Source organism: Limnobaculum allomyrinae (assembly GCF_016649425.1).
Classification (GTDB): Bacteria; Pseudomonadota; Gammaproteobacteria; order Enterobacterales; family Enterobacteriaceae; genus Limnobaculum; species Limnobaculum allomyrinae.
The window spans coordinates 446,757-467,797 of the sequence record NZ_JADRCR010000002.1 but is presented as its reverse complement, the minus strand read 5'-3'; the positions used below and the strand labels follow the sequence as shown (position 1 = coordinate 467,797).

General features: G+C 45.7%; 13 protein-coding genes. 4 read left to right on the top strand and 9 right to left on the bottom strand.

Annotated elements, in window-relative coordinates; genetic code table 11:
• Window positions 1-183: 183 nt before the first annotated feature.
• The gene (gene acnB / locus I2494_RS06310) at window positions 184-2,784 is read right to left on the bottom strand and encodes a bifunctional aconitate hydratase 2/2-methylisocitrate dehydratase (RefSeq protein WP_218466242.1); all 2,601 of its coding nucleotides are present in this window, start codon (window positions 2,782-2,784) and stop codon (window positions 184-186) included.
• 351 nt (window positions 2,785-3,135) lie between these two features.
• Between acnB and I2494_RS06305 the strand changes: the two genes are divergently transcribed.
• A complete protein-coding gene (locus I2494_RS06305; RefSeq protein ID WP_218466241.1) occupies window positions 3,136-3,426 on the top strand; it encodes a hypothetical protein in 291 nt (96 codons plus the stop codon).
• 222 nt (window positions 3,427-3,648) lie between these two features.
• Here I2494_RS06305 and I2494_RS06300 read toward each other — a convergent pair whose 3' ends face one another.
• The 7 genes from I2494_RS06300 to pdhR all read right to left on the bottom strand — a co-directional run bounded on the left by I2494_RS06300 (window position 3,649) and on the right by pdhR (window position 15,690).
• The gene (locus I2494_RS06300; RefSeq protein WP_218466240.1) at window positions 3,649-6,327 is read right to left on the bottom strand and encodes a family 20 glycosylhydrolase; all 2,679 of its coding nucleotides are present in this window, start codon (window positions 6,325-6,327) and stop codon (window positions 3,649-3,651) included.
• Window positions 6,328-6,350: 23 nt separating this feature from the next.
• Complete coding sequence (gene chiQ, locus I2494_RS06295; RefSeq protein WP_218466239.1) at window positions 6,351-6,680, bottom strand: ChiQ/YbfN family lipoprotein; 330 nt, start codon at window positions 6,678-6,680, stop codon at window positions 6,351-6,353.
• Between the two features lie 55 nt (window positions 6,681-6,735).
• Entirely contained in the window at window positions 6,736-8,130 is a 1,395-nt protein-coding gene (chiP, locus tag I2494_RS06290; protein ID WP_218466238.1) for a chitoporin ChiP, read from the bottom strand.
• A gap of 514 nt (window positions 8,131-8,644) precedes the next feature.
• Window positions 8,645-10,069, bottom strand: coding sequence for a dihydrolipoyl dehydrogenase (lpdA, locus tag I2494_RS06285; RefSeq protein WP_108900135.1), 1,425 nt, complete (start codon window positions 10,067-10,069; stop codon window positions 8,645-8,647).
• A 182-nt stretch (window positions 10,070-10,251) separates the two neighbouring features.
• Window positions 10,252-12,126, bottom strand: coding sequence for a pyruvate dehydrogenase complex dihydrolipoyllysine-residue acetyltransferase (aceF, locus tag I2494_RS06280; protein ID WP_218466237.1), 1,875 nt, complete (start codon window positions 12,124-12,126; stop codon window positions 10,252-10,254).
• A gap of 14 nt (window positions 12,127-12,140) precedes the next feature.
• Window positions 12,141-14,807 carry a pyruvate dehydrogenase (acetyl-transferring), homodimeric type gene (gene aceE, locus I2494_RS06275; RefSeq protein WP_218466236.1) on the bottom strand — a complete coding sequence of 889 codons (2,667 nt, stop codon included), beginning with the start codon at window positions 14,805-14,807 and terminating at the stop codon, window positions 12,141-12,143.
• Window positions 14,808-14,925: 118 nt separating this feature from the next.
• The gene (gene pdhR, locus I2494_RS06270) at window positions 14,926-15,690 is read right to left on the bottom strand and encodes a pyruvate dehydrogenase complex transcriptional repressor PdhR (protein WP_130592308.1); all 765 of its coding nucleotides are present in this window, start codon (window positions 15,688-15,690) and stop codon (window positions 14,926-14,928) included.
• A gap of 861 nt (window positions 15,691-16,551) precedes the next feature.
• On the opposite strand from pdhR, the gene I2494_RS06265 reads away from it, so the two are divergent.
• Window positions 16,552-17,892, top strand: coding sequence for an amino acid permease (locus tag I2494_RS06265; RefSeq protein ID WP_218466235.1), 1,341 nt, complete (start codon window positions 16,552-16,554; stop codon window positions 17,890-17,892).
• Window positions 17,893-18,326: 434 nt separating this feature from the next.
• Here the strand turns inward: I2494_RS06265 and ampD are convergent, their stop codons facing one another.
• Window positions 18,327-18,875, bottom strand: coding sequence for a 1,6-anhydro-N-acetylmuramyl-L-alanine amidase AmpD (ampD, locus tag I2494_RS06260; protein ID WP_218466234.1), 549 nt, complete (start codon window positions 18,873-18,875; stop codon window positions 18,327-18,329).
• A 244-nt stretch (window positions 18,876-19,119) separates the two neighbouring features.
• Between ampD and ppdD the strand changes: the two genes are divergently transcribed.
• Both ppdD and gspE read left to right on the top strand, forming a co-directional pair.
• Complete coding sequence (gene ppdD / locus I2494_RS06255; protein ID WP_218466233.1) at window positions 19,120-19,569, top strand: prepilin peptidase-dependent pilin; 450 nt, start codon at window positions 19,120-19,122, stop codon at window positions 19,567-19,569.
• Between the two features lie 14 nt (window positions 19,570-19,583).
• The gene (gene gspE, locus I2494_RS06250) at window positions 19,584-21,041 is read left to right on the top strand and encodes a type II secretion system protein GspE (RefSeq protein ID WP_218466494.1); all 1,458 of its coding nucleotides are present in this window, start codon (window positions 19,584-19,586) and stop codon (window positions 21,039-21,041) included.

The window sequence follows — 21,041 nt, the reverse complement described above, 5'->3', positions numbered from 1 at the left end:
ACGGTTTACCGACCACTTTCGGTACAGATATAAGCACCGTGTTTTTATGGGCGGAATACTCGCAGTAGCTGATTTATTCGATTTGCCAACAATCTCTGTTACCTGTCAGCCAGATAGCCAATGGCGATCGCCGAAACGATCGCCATTCGTTGAGTAGCAGTGATAAAGAATGAATTACAATTCTTAAACCGCCGTTTGGAAGATTACGCCTTCGGCTTTTTTGGTGTACTCGTTTAACTGGTCGAAGTTCAGGTAGCGATAGGTATCATCCGCCGTTTTATCAACTTCAGCCATATAACCAAGATACTCTTCTACCGTTGGCAGACGACCAAGCAATGCGGCTACTGCTGCCAGCTCGGCGGAAGCCAGATAAACGTTAGCACCATTACCTAAGCGGTTCGGGAAGTTACGTGTGGAAGTAGAGACTACCGAAGCGCCTTCATTGACTCGCGCCTGGTTACCCATACACAGTGAACAGCCCGGCATTTCAATACGTGCGCCGCTTTGTCCGAAGATGCTGTAGTAACCCTCTTCGCTTAACTGGGTTGCATCCATTTTGGTCGGTGGTGTAACCCACAGGCGAGTCGGAAGTTTACCCTTCACTTTTTCCAGTAATTTACCGGCGGCACGGAAGTGGCCGATATTGGTCATACAGGAACCGATAAACACTTCATCAATCTTATCGCCAGTCACCTCAGACAGCAGACGGGCATCGTCCGGATCGTTTGGTGCACACAGGATAGGCTCTTTGATTTGGTTCAGATCGATTTCCAGTACCGCTGCATATTCTGCATCAGCATCGGCTTCCAGCAGTTGAGGATCCGCTAACCAACTCTCCATCGCTTCAATACGGCGGCCAATCGTGCGCTCATCACCATAACCTTCGGCAATCATCCACTTCAGCATCACGATATTGGATCTCAGGTACTCTTCCACCGGCTCTTTGTTTAGCTTGATGGTGCAACCTGCGGCTGAACGTTCTGCTGAGGCATCTGCCAGCTCAAAGGCTTGCTCTGCTTTCAGGTCTGGTAATCCTTCAATCTCCAGAATACGACCAGAGAAGATATTTTTCTTACCCTGTTTCTCTACGGTCAGCATACCTTGCTTAATAGCATAATAAGGAATGGCATGCACCAGATCACGCAGCGTGATGCCCGGTTGCATTTTGCCGGTAAAACGTACCAGTACTGATTCTGGCATATCCAGAGGCATCACTCCGGTTGCCGCAGCAAATGCTACCAGACCAGAACCTGCCGGGAAGGAAATACCAATTGGGAATCGGGTATGGGAGTCAGCACCGGTACCAACGGTATCCGGCAGTAACATACGGTTTAACCATGAGTGAATAATGCCATCCCCCGGACGCAAAGAAACACCACCACGGTTCATAATAAAATCAGGCAGTGAGTGGTGCATCTGCACATCAACCGGCTTAGGATACGCTGCTGTATGACAGAATGACTGCATAACTAAATCGGCAGAGAAGCCAAGACAGGCTAAATCTTTCAGCTCATCGCGGGTCATACCACCGGTAGTATCTTGTGACCCTACTGAAGTCATCTTCGGCTCACAGTACTCTTTAGGGCGCACGCCTTTCACGCCGCAGGCTTTGCCTACAATTTTCTGCGCCAGAGTATAGCCTTTGCTGGAGGCATCCGCTGCCTGTGCCTGAACAAATACTTCACTGCGAGGTAAACCCAGTGACTCTCTGGCTTTCGTGGTTAAACCACGGCCAATAATTAATGGGATACGGCCACCGGCACGCACTTCATCCAACAGAACGTCAGTTTTCAGTGCAAACGTTGCCAACAGTTCATTGTTATCATGACGACGAATTTCACCTTTCACCGGATAGATATCAATCACATCACCGGTGTTCAGTTTAGAAACATCAACGTCTTCAACCGGCAGAGCACCCGCATCTTCCATGGTGTTAAAGAAAATAGGCGCAATTTTGCCACCCAGAACCACACCGCCACCCCGTTTATTTGGCACAAACGGGATATCATCACCCATAAACCATAAAACGGAGTTAGTGGCTGATTTACGGGAAGAACCGGTACCCACTACGTCACCTACATAGACTAACGGGAAACCCTTTTGCTTCAATTCTTCCAGTTTTTTGATTGGGCCTACTTTTCCAGGCTCATCCGGCACAATGCCGTCACGAGGGTTTTTCAGCATCGCCAGTGCGTGCAGAGGAATATCAGGACGTGACCAGGCATCAGGCGCTGGTGACAAGTCATCGGTATTGGTTTCACCGCTGACTTTAAAAACGGTCATGGTTAGCTTTTCAGCTAACGGAGGGCGGGAAAGAAACCATTCGGCATCTGCCCAGGACTTCATAATCTGTTGAGCGTATTTATTTCCAGCTTTGACTTTTGCTTCAACATCATAAAAGTTATCAAACATTAATAGCGTATGGGATAAGCCTTTCACCGCAATTGGAGCCAGCTTTTCATCATCTAATGCATCGATCAACGGCTGAATGTTATATCCACCCTGCATGGTGGCCAGCAGTTCAATCGCTTTTTCTGGTGAAATCAACGGTGATGTTGCTTCGCCCTTAACAATGGCAGCCAGGAAACCAGCTTTCACATAAGCCGCTTCATCAACACCCGGCGGTACGCGATTAGTTAACAGATCGAGAAGAAAAGCTTCTTCTCCAACTGGTGGACTTTTTAATAACGTCACCAAACCGGCCATTTGCTCAGCATTCAACGGTTTTGGCACAATGCCTTCGGCACTGCGCTCAGCAACGTGTTTACGGTATTCATCTAGCACGACGACTTCCCCCACTCTCATTGTTATATTAAGCAGTGAACTTTATAGCGTTAAAGACCACAATTTTGTTAATCAGCGGTATATTCTCACTTCGGATAAATTGCACCAGTACACTTCGTTAGCCTAGTGATATACCTATAATTTGTTAATCTAATCACACTAAGTCTATATGCGCATTATGGTGTTTATGAAGCAAATTACGCCTTACTTCAAACTACCCTAACCGGCCCCATCGAGTATAGTATTTTATTACATTTTTTTTACATTTTCGCAAAAAAAATAGCATTAGTTTTTCCAGGGGTAATCGGGTATATTTAAGGTTTACCATATCATTCAAGCAAGGATGCAGGAATGAACCTCAAACGGGGTTTAAAACCCTATCATTACATACTGTTAGTTATCGCCATCGCTATCATTTTACTGGTGATTGCGCGCTTTTCTCTTTACCATTCTAACGCTGATATTTATCACCCTGCTGGTGAAATTGAATTGCCACTGCATGAAGTTGAATCAGAAGTTGAATGGAACCCTTTGCTCTCCTCTCTGGAATTTGGCCTGCACTATCTGTTAATCGTTTTAATCTCTATTGGTTCTCTGCTTTCTATGTTCTTCTTTTTTAGCTTTAAAGATGAAGGTAGTTAAATAGTCAGGACTCATCAAAAACAGAAAAAACGCAATAATAAAGGCCTGTACAATCCGCTCGCCATTCCCTTTGTTGTTTCCTGCTTGCTCTATTTGCTTATAAATAAAAAAACCTCTGGCACCGATAGCGCCAGAGGTTCACCACTCCTATGAGAAAGTAGCCACTAAGTTCACGCTCTCTGCCGTGGCCAAAACAGAGAGCGTTTTTAACTACAAAACGGCTTAGTTAACCTTTCCGGAACGACTGAAGCGTTTACCATCATGGCTCTGGCTGCGAACAGACACATCACCTTTTACTTCTGGCTTCGCGCTATCATCATAACGTTTCCAGCTCTTACCGTTATCGGTGGTGTACTGGATAATAACGCCCGGCAATGCAACGTTTGCTTCCAGTTTACCATTAACCACTTTTGCACCTGGTACTGGTAAGCGGTAAGCAACACCGGCTTTATCCAGTTTAGCCAGTTCACGTTGACCAACGATGTTGGCAAAACGGATCCAGTCGCTATGCAATGTCGCTTTATCAACAAATGTGGTTTCGCCACCTTTGAACTCTTTACCCTTCTGGTAATCCATCTCCCATGAAGCACGGTGCCATGCACGTTCTGCCAGCGGCATCATACGTGGATAAATCATGTACTCCATTTGGTCATCAGTACGTACCACTTCGCTCCAAAGTTGTCCGGAGATACCATAAGCTCCCGGCCACTCTTTGTCGCTCTTAGCGGTGAAGGCATTACCATCGCGATCGACGGATGTTTCTGCGTTTTGCGGCAAGTTGTTTGGCGCAAAACTAAAGATTTTACGCTCATCGCTAAAACGCGTACCCCAGTAGTAACCGCTCTCTTGTGGATTCACTTCATACGGGAAGTCTAAATAGACGTAATCCGGGTTAGAAATAACCACTTCATAGCCTTTATTTGCCCAGTCGTTAGCTGAGTCAAAACCGCCCCAGTACAGGGTATCCCAGAAGTTAACACCTACACGCTTAGTGGCAAACGCTTTAGAATCTTTGGCATCTTTCAGGCCATCCTGCCATGCCTGCATTCTTTCAATGCCGTGAGCATTAACCAGTTTGCTGACTTCTTGTGCGAAATGACTTGGCAAATGTTCATAATCTTCAATTTTGCCTTCTTTGATCATCGTTTGACATACCTGAGACTTAGCCCAAGGTTTGTCCTCTTTACTCTGATCGATGCTGCCTTTAAATGCTTCTTTCTTCTCTGCTTTCAGATCCTGATAGCCTGCACCTAAGCGAATATTTTTCGCTTCGTCACCGCCGAAATGCCAGGTACCGATTGGCTGACCGGCTTCTTTGTGCATAGCAGCAACTTCACCAATGACCTTATCCACAAAGCGCTTGGATGAATCCAGACATGGGTTCAGATAGCTCATACGGTTATAGAACTGAACTGAGGTAGTATTAGAGGTATCGGTCGGATCCAACAGGCGATATTCATTCGCCTCTTTCTCTTTACCCTCTTTCATCAGACGATCGTGACGTGCTTCCATTGATACGATAGCGGCACGGGCGTGGGCTGGCATATCAATTTCAGGGATCACTTCGATCTGGCGAGCATTAGCATATTTTACAATCTCGATATAGTCGGCACGAGTGAAGTGACCGCTACCGTTATTGTTGCTATCCGGGCCTGAACCTAACTGGGGCAACAGACAGCTCTTCTCATCCAAATCGTGACAACGCTTACTGCCCACATCCGTCAACTCTGGCAGCCCAGGGATCTCAATACGCCAGCCTTCATCGTCACTTAAATGAAAGTGGAATTTGTTCAGCTTGTAGGTCGCCATTTGATCTAACAGACGTAGTACTGCCGGCTTGGTATGGAAGTTACGTCCCACATCAAGGAAGATCGCACGGTATTCAAAACGTGGTGCATCTTTAGCATCTAACGTAGCAATTTTCTTGCTGCCATCAGCAGGTAACAGGGAAAGAATTGATTGCAGGCCGTAGAACACACCCGCCTGATCGTAAGCGGTAATTTCAGCGCCTTTCTCACCAATTTTCAGTTCATAAGCACCAGAAACTGCCATTGGGCCTTTAAATGCATCGGCTGAAATAGCCGCTTTTACCGGATAACCAGAAGCATTGGTTGCAACACCCAGCGCTTTAAAATGCTTCAGCACAACGTCGGTGGCGGTTTTATCCAGATCTTTGGCTTCCAGAGAGATGCCTTTACTCAGATCGACATCTTTCTCGTGGACTTTCACTTCCATTGGCGTAGGAATAATTTGCCCACGTAAATCCGCAGCTGGTAGTAGTTTCACGTCTGCGTTTTTATCAAAACGGTTAGCGGTGTTCATCAGGATGTTATGGTCGTCTTTAGTACGTTTCCATACATCACCATAGTTTTCACTGGCCAAAGGCTCACTAAATTTACTTAAATCTTCAGTGTCAGTACTGGCGATAACTTTTGCTTTCGCGCCTTCAGATGCGGCATACCAACGTGGTAACGCATCCGTTCTAAAGATCTGCCAGTATTCAGCGATAATTGGAATTTCTACGGCTTTATTTTCAGGGAAAGAGGTGAACTTATCGGTTGGTTCTAACTTATGTAAGTCACCGGTTACCAGACTAATTTTGAACTGGTCATTATCAACCCGCAGGATCTGGCGGATGCTATGGAAATAGATTGCCCAATCTTTACCTTTAATTTCTGCTGAAGGGTTCGTCAGCGTAAGAGTGAGCTTAGTACAAGATGCCCAGTCGGCGCCCAGTGCACTACAATCTACACCGTGCTCAGCGGCCAGATTATCGACAATCTTGTAATTAACTTTAAGATGGCTCAACTGATCAACGGTTTTTTGGTCCGCATTAGCGCTACCAACAAAACCGCAGGTGGCGGCTAAGACTGCAAGGGTACTTAGTTTGAACTTATTCATGCTTATCTTGCTCCATTTTTTAATTAACCATTATTTGCGCGAATTTCCTGCCAGACCTTATCGCATTGCTTTTCATATGCCTGACCATTACCGGTTTTAGCTGCCTGCAGGCAACGTTGATAGTCCAGTACGCGAACACTCTCTTTCTCGGCAAATTCTTTATGCTGTTTATCTTTCTTTAAAACATCCAGTACTGACTGGCAGGCCTGAAGTTTTTCCGGCGAATTTTTAGACGTATTGATACAAGCGCTGTAGGCATCTCTCAGCGAGACATCTTCCTGTACGGTTTCGGTTTGTGGGGCACAGGCACCTAAAGCAGCGGTCATCGCGATAACAAGTAGTACTTTTTTCATAACGAATAATCCTGTAAAAAACCTCAGCCTGAAAAATCAGGCTGAGGTAAAGGCATTAGAAAATAGTGAATGGCGCAATAACCATAAACTTAACGTCGCGTTCATCCTGGAACATGTTGCCGTAGCCATTGCTCCAGCTTGGGTTATCAGAGTGGTTGTCATACTGAGTGAAGTGCAGTTTAAACAGCGTACCTTTCGCACGACCTTCCTGAACGGTGTACAACGCATCCAGACTGTATGCACTTTCTTTAACGCGTTGGCTCTGATCATAAGCATCATTGGTGCTTGGTTTTGCATCCCATGCATAAGCATAAGAACCACCCACTGCCCATCCGGCTAAATCCCACTTGCTCAGGTCATACATTACGCCGGCAAATACCGCTTTTTCACCGTTGGCGTTGAAGTCTGAACGGTTATCCCACCAGATATCCAAACGGCCGTTAGAAGAGGCGTAAGTTGGCGTCATACGCTGCAAGAAGTAGCCCTGATTACCTTCCGCTTTAACCCAGGTTCCCTCTAAACGGAAATCAAACTGACCCGCTTTGTAACCCATGGTCAGCGCCTGAGTCCAGGCCAGACCGTCATAAATATCGTTGATACCGCCGCCAGTCACTTTGTCTCTGGTACCGTAGAACTGATAGCTGGTGCTTAATGGATTACCCAACACATCAAACTTATAAGAACCTTTGCCGAAGTATTGATCGACATAACCCTGTGCCTGACCAAAAGCAGCCTCTAACACAAAGTCATTTTTGAAATCATATTTGGCACCAATGGAGTGCAGATAATCTACTTTGGTCTTTTTATCGTTCTGATAGAAATTATCTGTTTCAATATGCCATGGTGCTTTGTACTCGTTAGCCCACATATATGAGAAGCTCAACGCACCTGCTTTATCAAAATCAAAGTTGGCACCGGCTTCAGCACCCTGATAGGTACCCGGCAATAAACTCCAGTGTGGCGCTAACAGTGTTTGACCACTCGGTTGAATATATCCACCTCTCGCCCAAACCGGACCATATTTAAATTTGGCCGCCGCTTTATACAGACTGACTCCGCTCTTATCACCAGAGTAATCTTCTTCATAAGTACGGTTCTTTGATGAGAAAGCAATTTCGTTTGGATGGCCGCTGTCGTGTGCTTCAGCCATTTCAATGGCAGTAAATGCGGCAATGTCTAAACCAAACATATCGGCGGCATAGCCGGAGGAGAAGTCAAGATTAGCATTCCAGGTTGAGTGGGACAGGTTAGTTTCATAATGACCAGTGCTAACGTCTTTACGGTCACGCTCACGCTGCCAGTAATAAATACCACCGGTCAGGCTGGAGTCTTCAATAAAACCTTTACCTTCAGCCGCTGCTTCAGGGATAAAGAATTGCCCTGAAGCCAAAGTAGCTCCTGCGATAACATATGCTAAATACTTTCGTTTTAAACTATTTTTTGCGCTCATCCTCAAAGTCTCCAAGATATCACATCGTTAATATTGCCCATCTCAGAATCCCCACTGAATGAGCATTTGTAATGTTTAGTAAGCTCAAGCATATTTTTCGCGACACGAATTATCAACGCAATTTATAAGTAAATGTTAAAATCATGACGTGTGGCACAAAATGATAAAAAAGGCACAAACAGTTAAAAAAACCGACTAATGAAAATAATTAATTGATATTTATGAGTAAATACCACAATTTAAAACACATTGAATACGAAATCGGTTGTGCGTGTTATCACAAAGATAATTATTCAAATTAAATAACTGGCGAATTATTTAACATATTTTCCATATCGAAAAATGATAGCGTGTTATTTTTAGCAAAAAAATAGCAATATCAAGACAATCAGGGGAAGAACAAAATGATAACGGGGATATAACAGGAAAAGGCTATGATGAATAATACAGTAAATTTTCGACATAAAAAAACCGCCGGAGCGGTTTTTTTTAATACGATCAAATAGCCTGACGACTACTTTTTCTTAGCTTTCGGATTCGGTAAGTCAGTGACCGTACCTTCATAAACTTCCGCAGCCAAACCTACTGATTCATGCAGCGTTGGATGAGCATGAATCGTTAATGCGATATCTTCAGCATCACAACCCATTTCAATCGCTAAACCAATTTCACCCAACAGTTCACCACCGTTGGTACCAACAATGGCACCACCGATAATACGGTGAGAATCTTTATCGAAAATCAGTTTGGTCATACCGTCTGCACAGTCAGAAGCAATTGCACGACCGGAGGCCGCCCAAGGGAAAGTAGAAACTTCATAGTTAATCCCTTTCTCTTTTGCTTCTTTCTCTGTCAGACCAACCCATGCCACTTCTGGCTCAGTATAGGCAATGGATGGAATAACTTTTGGATCGAAGTAGTGTTTCTTACCAGAGATAACCTCTGCAGCCACATGGCCTTCATGAACACCTTTGTGTGCCAGCATTGGCTGACCAACGATATCACCGATAGCAAAGATATGAGGTACGTTAGTACGCATTTGCTTATCAACATGGATAAAGCCACGATCGTCAACCTCAATACCTGCTTTACCCGCTTCCAACAGTTTTCCATTTGGTACACGACCAATAGCAACCAGAACGGCATCATAACATTGTGGTTCGGCAGGTGCTTTTTTGCCTTCCATCGTCACATAGATACCATCTTCTTTCGCTTCAACTGCAGTGACTTTGGTTTCCAGCATCAGATTAAACTGCTTACTGATACGTTTGGTAAACACTTTAACCACGTCTTTATCTGCGGCAGGAATCACTTGATCAAACATTTCTACTACGTCGATCTGAGAACCCAGCGCGTGGTAAACCGTACCCATTTCCAGGCCGATAATACCACCCCCCATAACCAAAAGACGCTTAGGCACGGATTTCAGTGCTAATGCGTCAGTGGAGTCCCAAACCCGTGGATCTTCATGAGGAATAAATGGCAACTGGATAGGACGAGAACCCGCAGCAATAATAGCGTTATCAAAATTAATGTTAGTTACGCCATTTTCACCTTCAACCGCAATGGTATTCGGGCCAACAAACTTACCATAACCATTAACCACCTGAACTTTACGCATCTTGGCCATACCCGCCAGACCGCCAGTCAGTTGGTCGATAACTTTTTCTTTCCAGACTCTTACTTTATCAATATCAGTTTTTGGCTCACCAAAAACGATACCGTGTACGGCAAGTGCTTTCGCTTCTTCAATTACTTTAGCAACGTGAAGCAGCGCTTTTGAAGGGATACAACCTACGTTCAAACATACGCCACCCAGAGTGGAATAACGTTCAACGATAATGGTGTCCAGACCTAAATCCGCGCAGCGGAAAGCTGCTGAATAACCTGCGGGACCTGCTCCAAGTACCACAACCTGAGTTTTAATATCAGTACTCATCTATGACCTCTTAAATTTTTTCCCGGCCGACCGGCGTTGGTTCTGTTTCATCATAGCGTGCATTGCCGGAACCTGTGTGACCACTTCAGTTTACAGAAACATAACAATTCTGCAAACAAGAGTTCCCAATAATTCCGTACAAAAACAAGAATTAAAAGGCCGGCCAGCGGCCGGCCCTCAAATTACATCACTAAACGGCGGATGTCAGACATCGCATCGTTAATGAAACTGATGAAACGCGCACCATCAGCACCGTCGATCACGCGGTGATCGTAGGAGAGAGACAGTGGCAGCATCAGACGTGGTGCAAACTCTTTACCATTCCAAACCGGCTTCATTGACGATTTAGATACGCCTAAGATAGCCACTTCTGGTGCGTTAACGATTGGGGTAAACGCAGTACCACCGATACCACCCAGGCTGGAAATGGTGAAGCAACCACCCTGCATGTCGGACGCTGTCAGCTTACCGGCACGTGCTTTCTTGGAGATTTCAGCCAGTTCACGAGACAGCTCAACGATGCCTTTCTTATTCACATCACGGAACACCGGAACCACCAGGCCATTTGGTGTATCAACAGCAACACCAATGTTGATGTATTTCTTCAGAGTCAGCTTCTGACCATCTTCCGACAGTGAGCTGTTAAAGCGAGGCATTTCTTCCAGCGCTTTGGCTACCGCCTTCAGGATGAAGACCAGCGGAGTGATTTTCACATCCAGCTTTTTCTTCTCGGCTTCAACGTTTTGCTGCTTACGGAAAGCTTCAACATCAGTAATATCGGTTTCATCGAACTGTGTAACATGAGGGATCATTACCCAGTTACGATGCAGGTTAGCACCAGAGATCTTCTGGATACGACCCAGTTCAACTTCTTCAATATCACCAAACTTGCTGAAGTCAACTTTCGGCCAAGGCAACAGACCTGGCAGAGAACCACCAGTAGCAGCAACCGCTCCAGATTCAACGCGCTTAACTGCTTCTTTCACATAGGCCTGAACGTCTTCTTTCAGAATACGGCCTTTACGACCTGTACCTTTCACTTTCGCCAGGTTAACGCCAAATTCACGAGCCAGACGACGGATAACCGGAGTTGCATGAATATAAGCATCATTCTCTGTAAACTCATTGCTGCCGGAAGCAGCCGGTGCCGCTGGTTTAGCTGCTGCAACAGCAGGTGCCGGAGCCGCAGCTGCCGGAGCTGGTGCACTTGCTGCCGCTGGCGCTGCGCCTGCCACTTCAAACACCATAATCAGTGAACCCGTAGACACTTTGCTGCCTACCTGAACTTTGATCTCTTTAACAGTACCTGCAAATGGAGCCGGAACTTCCATTGAAGCTTTATCACCTTCAACGGTAATCAGTGATTGTTCAGCTTCAATTTTGTCGCCTACTTTCACCAGCACTTCGGTCACTTCAACTTCGTCACCGCCGATATCCGGAACCTGAACGTCTTTAGCTGAAACACCACCAGTTGCCGCAGGCGCAGCAGCTGGAGCAGGTGCACTTGCCGCAGCAGGCGCTGCGCCTGCTACTTCAAACACCATAATCAAGGTACCGGTAGACACTTTACTGCCCACCTGTACTTTAATCTCTTTAACCACACCCGCGAACGGAGCCGGAACTTCCATTGAGGCTTTATCACCTTCAACGGTAATCAGAGATTGTTCAGCTTCAACTTTATCGCCTACTTTCACCAATACTTCGGTTACTTCTACTTCATCACCGCCGATGTCAGGAACCTGAACATCTTTAGCGGCTGAAGCCGCAGGGGCACTGGCTGCCGGAGCAGCGGCCGGAGCTTCTGCTTTCGGAGCTGGTGCTGCATCAGCACCATCAAAGATCATAATCAGTGTACCGGTAGACACTTTACTGCCTACCTGTACTTTAATTTCTTTAACTACGCCGCTCTGTGGTGAAGGAACTTCCATTGAAGCTTTATCACCTTCAACGGTGATCAGTGATTGCTCAGCCTCAACGGTGTCACCCACTTTCACCAGCAGTTCGGTTACTTCTACTTCGTCAGCGCCGATATCCGGCACTTTGATTTCAATAGTCATTTAATCTTTACCTCTTATGCCAGACGTGGGTTAACTTTGTCTGCATCGATACCAAATTTGGTAATCGCTTCAGCCACAGCGCTGGCCGGCACTTCGCCGCGTTTTGCCAGTTCACCCAGTGCAGCAACCACAACGTAGGAAGCATCAACTTCGAAGTGGTGACGCAGGTTTTCGCGGCTGTCTGAACGACCGAAGCCATCAGTACCCAGTACGCGGAACTCGCTGGCTGGAATAAAGTTACGAATTTGTTCAGCAAACAGTTTCATATAGTCAGTTGAAGCTACTGCTGGTGCATCATTCATCACTTGAGCAACATAAGGCACACGTGGAGTTTCTAATGGATGCAGCATGTTCCAGCGTTCACAATCCTGACCATCACGAGCCAGTTCAGTAAATGATGTTACGCTGTAAACATCTGAGCTGATGCCGTAGTCTTTAGCCAGAATCTGAGCCGCTTCACGTACGTGAGGCAGGATAGAACCTGAACCCATCAGTTGAACTTTACCTTTACCATTGCCCGCTACGGTTTCCAGTTTATAGATACCTTTACGGATACCCTCTTCTACACCTGCCGGCATTGCTGGCATGTGGTAGTTTTCGTTCAGGGTAGTGATGTAGTAGTAAACGTTCTCCTGATTGCCATACATACGCTGTAAACCGTCATGCATGATAACAGCCACTTCATAAGCGTAAGTTGGGTCATAAGAGATACAGTTAGGAATAGTCAGCGCCTGAATGTGGCTGTGACCATCTTCGTGTTGCAGACCTTCGCCGTTCAGCGTAGTACGACCAGACGTACCACCCACTAAGAAACCACGAGCTTGCTGATCCCCTGCCATCCAGCACAGGTCACCAATACGTTGGAAACCGAACATGGAATAGTAGATGTAGAATGGAATCATTGGGTAATCGTTGGTGCTGTAAGATGTTGCCGCAGCCAACCATGATGCACCCGCACCCAGTTCGTTAATGCCTTCTTGTAGAATCTGACCTTTCTCATCTTCTTTATAGTAAGCCACTTGCTCACGATCCTGAGGAACGTATTGCTGGCCTTTAGGACTATAAATACCGATTTGACGGAACAGACCTTCCATACCGAAAGTACGTGCTTCATCAGCCAGAATCGGCACTAAACGTGGGCCGATTGAAGCATCTTTTAACATTACGTTCAGGGCACGAACGAAGGCAATAGTGGTAGAGATTTCTTTATTTTGCTCTTCCAGCAGTTGGCTAAACTCGCTTAATGCAGGAATCGTCAGCGGCTGAGAAAACTCAGTCAAACGGCTTGGCAAATAGCCTTCTAACGCATTACGGCGTTCGTGCAGGTATTTGTACTCTTCAGAATCTTTGTCCAGCGTCAGCAACGGCAGATTTTCAATATCGGCATCAGCAACAGGCACATTGAAACGATCGCGGAATTGACGAACGCCTTCCATGTTCATTTTCTTAACCTGGTGAGCGATGTTTTTACCTTCTGCAGTTTCACCCATACCATAACCTTTAATGGTGTGAGCTAAAATCACAGTTGGTTTGCCCTGAGTTTCTTGCGCTTTCTTCAGTGCTGCATACACTTTTCTCGGATCATGACCACCACGGTTCAGAGCCCAGATTTCGTCGTCGGTCATATCTTTGACCAGCGCAGCAGTTTCCGGGTATCTGCCGAAGAAGTGTTCACGAACGTAAGCACCGTTCTTGGACTTGAATGTTTGATAATCACCATCAACGGTTTCGTTCATTAACTGAATCAGTTTACCGGTGGTGTCTTTGCGCAGCAGGTCATCCCAACGGTTGCCCCACATAACTTTAATCACGTCCCAGCCGGCGCCTTTGAAGATGCCTTCCAGTTCGTTAACAATTTTGCCGTTACCAGTAACCGGGCCATCAAGACGCTGTAAGTTACAGTTGATGATGAACACCAGATTGTCCAGTTTATCACGGGTTGCTATGGTGATAGCGCCTTTAGATTCTGGCTCATCCATTTCACCATCGCCCAGGAAAGCATAAACGGTTTGTGCCGAAGTATCTTTCAGGCCACGGTTATGCAGGTATTTCAGGAAACGAGCCTGATAGATGGCGCTGATTGGCCCCAGACCCATAGAAACGGTTGGGAACTGCCAGAATTCTGGCATCAGTTTAGGGTGAGGATAAGAAGAAAGACCTTTACCGTGAACTTCCTGACGGAAGTTATTCATTTGTTCTTCGGTCAGACGGCCTTCAAGGAAAGCACGAGCATAGATCCCCGGAGAGATATGACCCTGGAAGAACACCAGATCGCCGCCATCTTTGGCATTGCGAGCACGGAAGAAGTGGTTAAAACACACATCGTAAATGGTGGCTGAAGACTGGAATGATGCCATATGGCCACCCAGTTCCAGATCTTTCTTGGAAGCGCGCAGCACGGTCATTACCGCATTCCAACGAATAATAGAACGGATACGACGTTCTAAATCAAGGTTACCTGGATAGGTAGGTTCTTCCGCCAGTGGGATGGTATTTATGTAATCACTGACAAACCCTTCACCTGAAGGTAAATTGACGCCGGCCTTACGTGCAGACGCCATAACCTGATCAATCAGGTATTGAGCTCGCTCAACGCCTTCTTCACGGATGACCGATTCGATCGCCTGCAACCAATCGCGGGTTTCAATCGGATCCACGTCTTGATTTACAATTTCCGACATGGTTGTTTCCTTATTCTATCTTTACGTTAGTTATTCAAAGCCTGTCCTAATAGCGTCTTACACCAAACGGACGCAGACGTTATTAAGACAGGCTCGGTGTTGTGGTGAGCCGAAAGCTCTAATCTCTATGCTGCTGTAACAATCGCAGCGATCGCTCGCGGCGAGTGTGTTCTCTGTCGAGGTCGAGCAGCACTTCCTCAATAAAGGCTAAATGCCGATGCGATGCTTCACGCGCTTTTTCTGGTTCACGTGCAACAATCGCTTCAAATATACTAGCCCTGTGATTACTCACTCTTTCCAGCATTTCACGGCGGGAATAGAGTAAATCGAAATTCTGGCGGACATTCTGTTCTAACAACGGCGTCATGCAGCGTAGCAGGTGAAGCAGTACCACATTGTGGCTGGCTTCGGTTACCGCTGTTTGGTACTGCATTACGGCTTCAGCTTCGTTTTGCTTATCACCGGAAGCCTGAGCGACCTCTATTTGCTGGTGATATTCACGAATACGTTGAAAATCTTCATCGGTACCGCGTAAAGCTGCGTAATAGGCCGCAATACCTTCTAAGGCATGCCGGGTTTCTAACAGGTCAAACTGGGATTCAGGATGATCGGCCAACAGCTCGCTTAAAGGATCTCTCAAACTTTGCCACAGGTTGGTTTGTACAAAAGTACCGCCCCCCTGGCGACGCAACAATAATCCTTTCGCTTCCAAACGCTGGATGGCTTCTCTTAATGATGGGCGGGAAACATCGAATTGTTTAGCTAGCTCACGTTCAGGAAGAAGTTTCTCCCCGGGACGGAGGGTTCCTTCAAGAATCAACGCTTCGAGCTGCTGCTCAATCACGTCGGATAACTTGGGTTGACGAACCTTGCTATAAACCATAATGCTTCTCAAAATGCCCCGAAGTCAATTGGTAATACCAATATCAAAAGTGTGACGATAAAGTAACAAATTATTCACCTTGTGTCCATATGGCCTTTGACCTAAATCATAAAACCTCACCTATCACTGTGATTTATACAGGATATCGTTAACTGACGTACCTCTACGGAGGTATTAACGATTCAGCAATACCCACATAGATTTAACGTTTTTGAAACGAATAAAAAGTAAAACTGAAGCGGATCAGCAAACCAATCCGTGAATAAAAAACCAAATTAAGAGAAATTAAATTCAATTTGAATGAAGGATGTAAATGGAGGGGGTTACCAATTACCTTCCAAAAAATTTACTGAAGATCTGTGCAACTGCCCGGTTAATAACCTCCATAAATGGAGGAAAAGCTTTGTCAGTGCCATTTGTAAACACTAAAAGAGTATTACCTTTATCCAGTGCAATAAAAGACAAAAATCAGTAAAAACACCTTTATATGACACCTGTTGCTAACGGAAAGGATGAAATGGCCTGTTTACCATTATAGCTTCACCAATCACCCTGCTATCCTGGCAGAAATCGAAATACTATTTAATTGAAAAATAAATAGTTTTACAGTTATTGTTTTCAATTTATTACACAGAAAAGAACAGAATAAAGCGCTAAAGGAAGAAAAATAATGCAAACATTTTTGTTTACCACTATTCTTGCCGCACTGATAGACGGTATCTAAAAACTTTTTATTGGCGACTGTAAATATTTTTATACAGAATAATTGTTTTCGATTCTCTGATACCGAAGCAACATTCTGAAAACCCAATAAGAACAACCGCTAAATGAATACAAAAAGCCTGTGAGGAAAGAATAATAATGAGTGATCAGCTCAAACGCGGTCTTAAAAATCGCCATATTCAGTTAATTGCCTTAGGGGGTGCCGTCGGTACCGGCCTGTTTTTAGGCAGCGCCCAGACCATCAATATGGCGGGGCCGTCGGTTATATTAGGTTACGCTATCGGCGGTATCATTGCTTTTCTGATTATGCGCCAGTTGGGTGAAATGATTACTGAAGAACCGGTAGCCGGAACGTTCAGTCATTTCTCCTATAAATACTGGGGGCCGTTTGCTGGTTTCCTGTCTGGCTGGAACTACTGGATGCTGTTCGTACTGGTCAGCATGGCGGAGCTAACCGCCGTGGGTATTTATGTTCAATACTGGTGGCCGGATATACCTATCTGGGCATCTGCCGCTTTCTTCTTTGTATTAATCAATCTGATTAACCTCTCTACGGTTAAAGTGTACGGGGAGATGGAGTTCTGGTTTGCCATTATCAAAGTTGCCGCCATCATCGGTATGATTGCATTTGGTGTCTGGTTATTGGCAACGGGTACAGGAGGCCCGGAAGCCGGAATCAATAATCTCTGGTCACAGGGCGGGTTTATGCCTTTTGGCTTTGAAGGTTTGGTCATGGCTACCGCTATTATTATGTTCTCTTTTGGCGGCCTTGAGTTGATTGGTATTACTGCGGCTGAAGCCGATAATCCAGAAAAAACCATACCAAAAGCTATCAATCAGGTACTTTACCGTATTCTGATTTTCTATATTGGTTCACTGGTCGTTCTGCTTTCGCTCTATCCGTGGACCAAAGTGGTAGAAGGCGGCAGCCCATTCGTGATGATTTTCCATCACCTAAACAGCAGCATGGTGGCTACTGCTCTGAATATCGTCGTTTTGACTGCCGCACTATCGGTATATAACAGTTGTGTATACAGTAATAGCCGTATGCTTTACGGTCTGGCACTGCAGAAAAACGCACCTCAGGCACTGGCAAAAACCAGCAGTCGCGGCGTGCCGGTTAATGCCATTATATTTTCCAGTACGGTGGCAGCTATCGGTATCATTGTTAACTATTTAATTCCTAAAGAAGCTATCAGTATCCTGATGTCACTGGTGGTTTCCAGTATCGTGATTAACTGGGCGATGATTAGCCTGTCTCATCTGAAATTCCGTGCGGCTAAAAATCGTGAAGGCGTAACGCCGAAATTTAAGGCCATTCTCTACCCGTTTAGTAACTATCTGTGTTTGCTGTTCCTTGCTGGTGTACTGGTGATTATGTATATGACGCCAGGAATTCGCATTTCAGTTCAGTTGATTCCGGTTTGGCTGGCTATTTTAGGAATTGGGTATTTGATTACCCGGAAGACGGTGAAATAAGCGTTACTATTGCTGTTTTTTGATGAGAAATCCCTGCTGAAGTTGGCGGGGATTTTTGTATCTGGGGTGTTGAAATGGGGTTTTGGGGAGTATGGTTGGCTTTGGTAAATTGAAGGACATTCGGCTCTTTTGAATATTCTGGCCGTAAAAGCGATGTTGCTTATATTACCTTTGTGCTCGGCCGGAAGGGCCTTGTACTTAGCATCGACATGCGTCGAGCCTACCTTGCCTGGGGGCAGTTATGAAACACCTTCCGGTGTTTCACCCTGACGGGCCCGCGCAAGCGCTGTTCAAACAGGCTTTGCCTGTTTGTCCTGCAGCTAAAGCTGCTACGACCCCAACGGAAAGCTCTCCCGACGATTAACTTTGTTAAATAACTAACCCCGAAGACCATAAAATGAACTATCAAAGATTTGAAACCCTTTAGTTCAAATCTATTTATTAGTTTTAATCTGCTTTTTATAACGTTGCCAGTCGAAGTGTGGGCCGGGGTCAGTTTTACGACCGGGGGCAATATCGCTGTGCCCGGTGATTCTTTCCGGTGTGATTGCGTAATGTTGGATCAGCTGTTGGGTTAACTGTTGCAGGCTTTGATACTGTGGCGGGGTGAAATCCGTGGTGTCGGTTCCTTCCAGTTCGATGCCAATAGAGAAATCATTACAACGCTCCCGCCCTTCAAACAGAGAAACGCCAGCATGCCAGGCGCGTTTATCAAAAGGTACATACTGAACAATCTGACCGTCACGTCGGATAAGGCAATGGGCGGAAACTCTCAAATGTTGGATTTCGGCAAAATAAGGATGTTCTTGTGGATTTAAAGTGCCGGTGAACAATTGGTCAATATAAGGGCCGCCAAACTCGCCGGGAGGCAGGCTAATATTGTGGATCACCAAGAGTGAAGGGATCTCCCCTTCTGGTCTTTCGTCAAAATGGGGGGATGGTACACGTTTAACACCCACTATCCATCCTTGCTCTAACTTCATTTAATGCCTCAATTACCCTGCTGTTATCATCCGATTATAATTATACCCGCTATTTCTGCGTACTGATTTCTCTCTTCACCAATGTTCTCCCGGCTAAATATGCGAAATGCCTTCCACATTAGATGCAATGAAAAACGTTATCACTACATTATCTGGAGGCAATTCCCTGAACACCCGTTTGGTCATTTTCTTCCCGTTTAGCCTGAATATGATGTCAGCACTTTCAATTATTCAGGAGTGAAAAATGAATCAACAAGCTGGCTTTACCCTATTTGAGCTGATGATCGCTATTGCAATTATTGCCATTCTGACCGCCATTGGGTTACCCGCCTATCAGGGATATATTCAAAAAGCGGCCCTCACCGACATGCTACAGGCAATGGTGCCTTACAAAACTGCGGTTGAGCTTTGTGCTCTGGAAGGCGGCGAACTTAGTCAATGTAGTAACGGGAATTCTGGTATCCCCACTACTAAGGAGACCCGCTATGTTTCCCGAATTACTGTGGCTAATGGCGTGATATCACTTGCCGGAAAAAATGCCCTGTCAGGGTTAAGTGTTGATCTGACGCCTATTCTCGATAATGCATCTGGCGGCCTGCAATGGCAGCGCAAATGTTCCAGCGATAAGCAAAACGACAATATGGTTCAGGCCTGTAATGATATCTTTCGTTTTGATGATGTGAGCAATCCATGAGTGAGATCAGCTTAATGACTCAGCAGATAAGTGAAGAGGTCATCGCTGAATGTTTACGCCATCAGGTCGCTCCGGTGGCGTTAACCCCACAATATCTGACTATCGCCGCTATACAAGGACAGCCTCTTCATCAAGTCACTGCCTCTCTCGCCTTTACCTGTGGGAGACAGGTAAAGATTGAATATTGGCCACGTATCAAAATTGAACAATATCTCAGCGAACTAAGCCATCGTCGACCAGATAGAGCTTTACTGGAAGCCGCCGGACATCAGCAACCCGCAGAGATATCAACGACTCAAGAACATGATGATGAACCAGTGGTACAGTTTATCAATCAGGTTATCCATCAGGCTCTAAAACGTCGGGCTTCTGATATTCACTTTGAACCCTATGCCAATCACTTTCGTATTCGTTTACGTATTGATGGGGCTTTACAAGAAGCAGCTTCACCACCGGTGGTTCTGGCTCCCCAACTGGTTGCCCGACTAAAAATTATGGCACGGTTAAATATTGCCGAACGGCGGCTTCCACAAGATGGGCAGCTCACTTTCCTGCACGATAAACAAGAGCGAGCACTGCGAATCTCCACGTTACCGGTTTCTGACGGTGAAAAAGTGGTTCTGCGGGTTATGGAATCTGAACAACATCAACAATCCATTGATACTCTCGGTATGTCTGACGCTGAGCAACAATTATATATTCAGATGCTCCAACAACCTCAGGGCATGATTTTGGTTACCGGGCCAACAGGTAGCGGTAAAACTATTACGTTGTATAGCGGACTACGTTTGTTAAATGACGCCAGTCGTAATATCTGTAGCGTAGAAGATCCGGTAGAAATTCCCACCTCAGGTATCAACCAAACCCAAGTGAATAATAAAATTGGTGTCACTTTCAATACGGCATTAAGAGCGTTTTTGCGTCAGGATCCTGATGTACTGATGGTAGGCGAGATCCGCGATAAAGAAACCGCAGAGATTGCGATAGAAGCGGCTCAAACCGGACATTTGGTATTAGCAACGCTGCATACTAATTCGGCCGCAGAAACGTTAACTCGTTTGGGACAAATGGGGATCCCTGACTATCTGTTAGCCTCCAGTTTAAAACTGATTGTGGCTCAGCGCCTTATTCGCTGCTTATGCCCTTATTGTAAACAACAGCGTTCTGAACCCGACAATATTCATATTGAGCAAGGCAATATCAGTTGTCACACCTTTGACGCCGTTGGGTGCGAACATTGTGTCAGGGGCTACTATGGTCGAACAGGGCTATATGAAATGTTGGTCATCAATGAAGATATTCGCCATGGGCTACTTGCAAGCCAACCAGCCAGTCAATTGCATCGATTAGCCTGCCACCACGGCATGACTTCACTTTTGCAAGCGGGAGCTGCATTGGTAAAACAAGGCAAAACCTCTTTAGCGGAACTCTACCGAACCTTAGGTTCATCTGCTGAATCCACTCTTTCATAA

Bases quoted from the DNA above. Each gene is read 5' to 3' on its own strand.
- I2494_RS06305 (WP_218466241.1), top strand. From the start codon at position 3,136: ATGAACCTCAAACGGGGTTTAAAACCCTATCATTACATACTGTTAGTT.
- I2494_RS06300 (WP_218466240.1), bottom strand. From the start codon at position 6,327: ATGAATAAGTTCAAACTAAGTACCCTTGCAGTCTTAGCCGCCACCTGC.
- chiQ (WP_218466239.1), bottom strand. From the start codon at position 6,680: ATGAAAAAAGTACTACTTGTTATCGCGATGACCGCTGCTTTAGGTGCC.
- chiP (WP_218466238.1), bottom strand. From the start codon at position 8,130: ATGAGCGCAAAAAATAGTTTAAAACGAAAGTATTTAGCATATGTTATC.
- lpdA (WP_108900135.1), bottom strand. From the start codon at position 10,069: ATGAGTACTGATATTAAAACTCAGGTTGTGGTACTTGGAGCAGGTCCC.
- aceF (WP_218466237.1), bottom strand. From the start codon at position 12,126: ATGACTATTGAAATCAAAGTGCCGGATATCGGCGCTGACGAAGTAGAA.
- aceE (WP_218466236.1), bottom strand. From the start codon at position 14,807: ATGTCGGAAATTGTAAATCAAGACGTGGATCCGATTGAAACCCGCGAT.
- pdhR (WP_130592308.1), bottom strand. From the start codon at position 15,690: ATGGTTTATAGCAAGGTTCGTCAACCCAAGTTATCCGACGTGATTGAG.
- I2494_RS06265 (WP_218466235.1), top strand. From the start codon at position 16,552: ATGAGTGATCAGCTCAAACGCGGTCTTAAAAATCGCCATATTCAGTTA.
- ampD (WP_218466234.1), bottom strand. From the start codon at position 18,875: ATGAAGTTAGAGCAAGGATGGATAGTGGGTGTTAAACGTGTACCATCC.
- ppdD (WP_218466233.1), top strand. From the start codon at position 19,120: ATGAATCAACAAGCTGGCTTTACCCTATTTGAGCTGATGATCGCTATT.
- gspE (WP_218466494.1), top strand. From the start codon at position 19,584: ATGACTCAGCAGATAAGTGAAGAGGTCATCGCTGAATGTTTACGCCAT.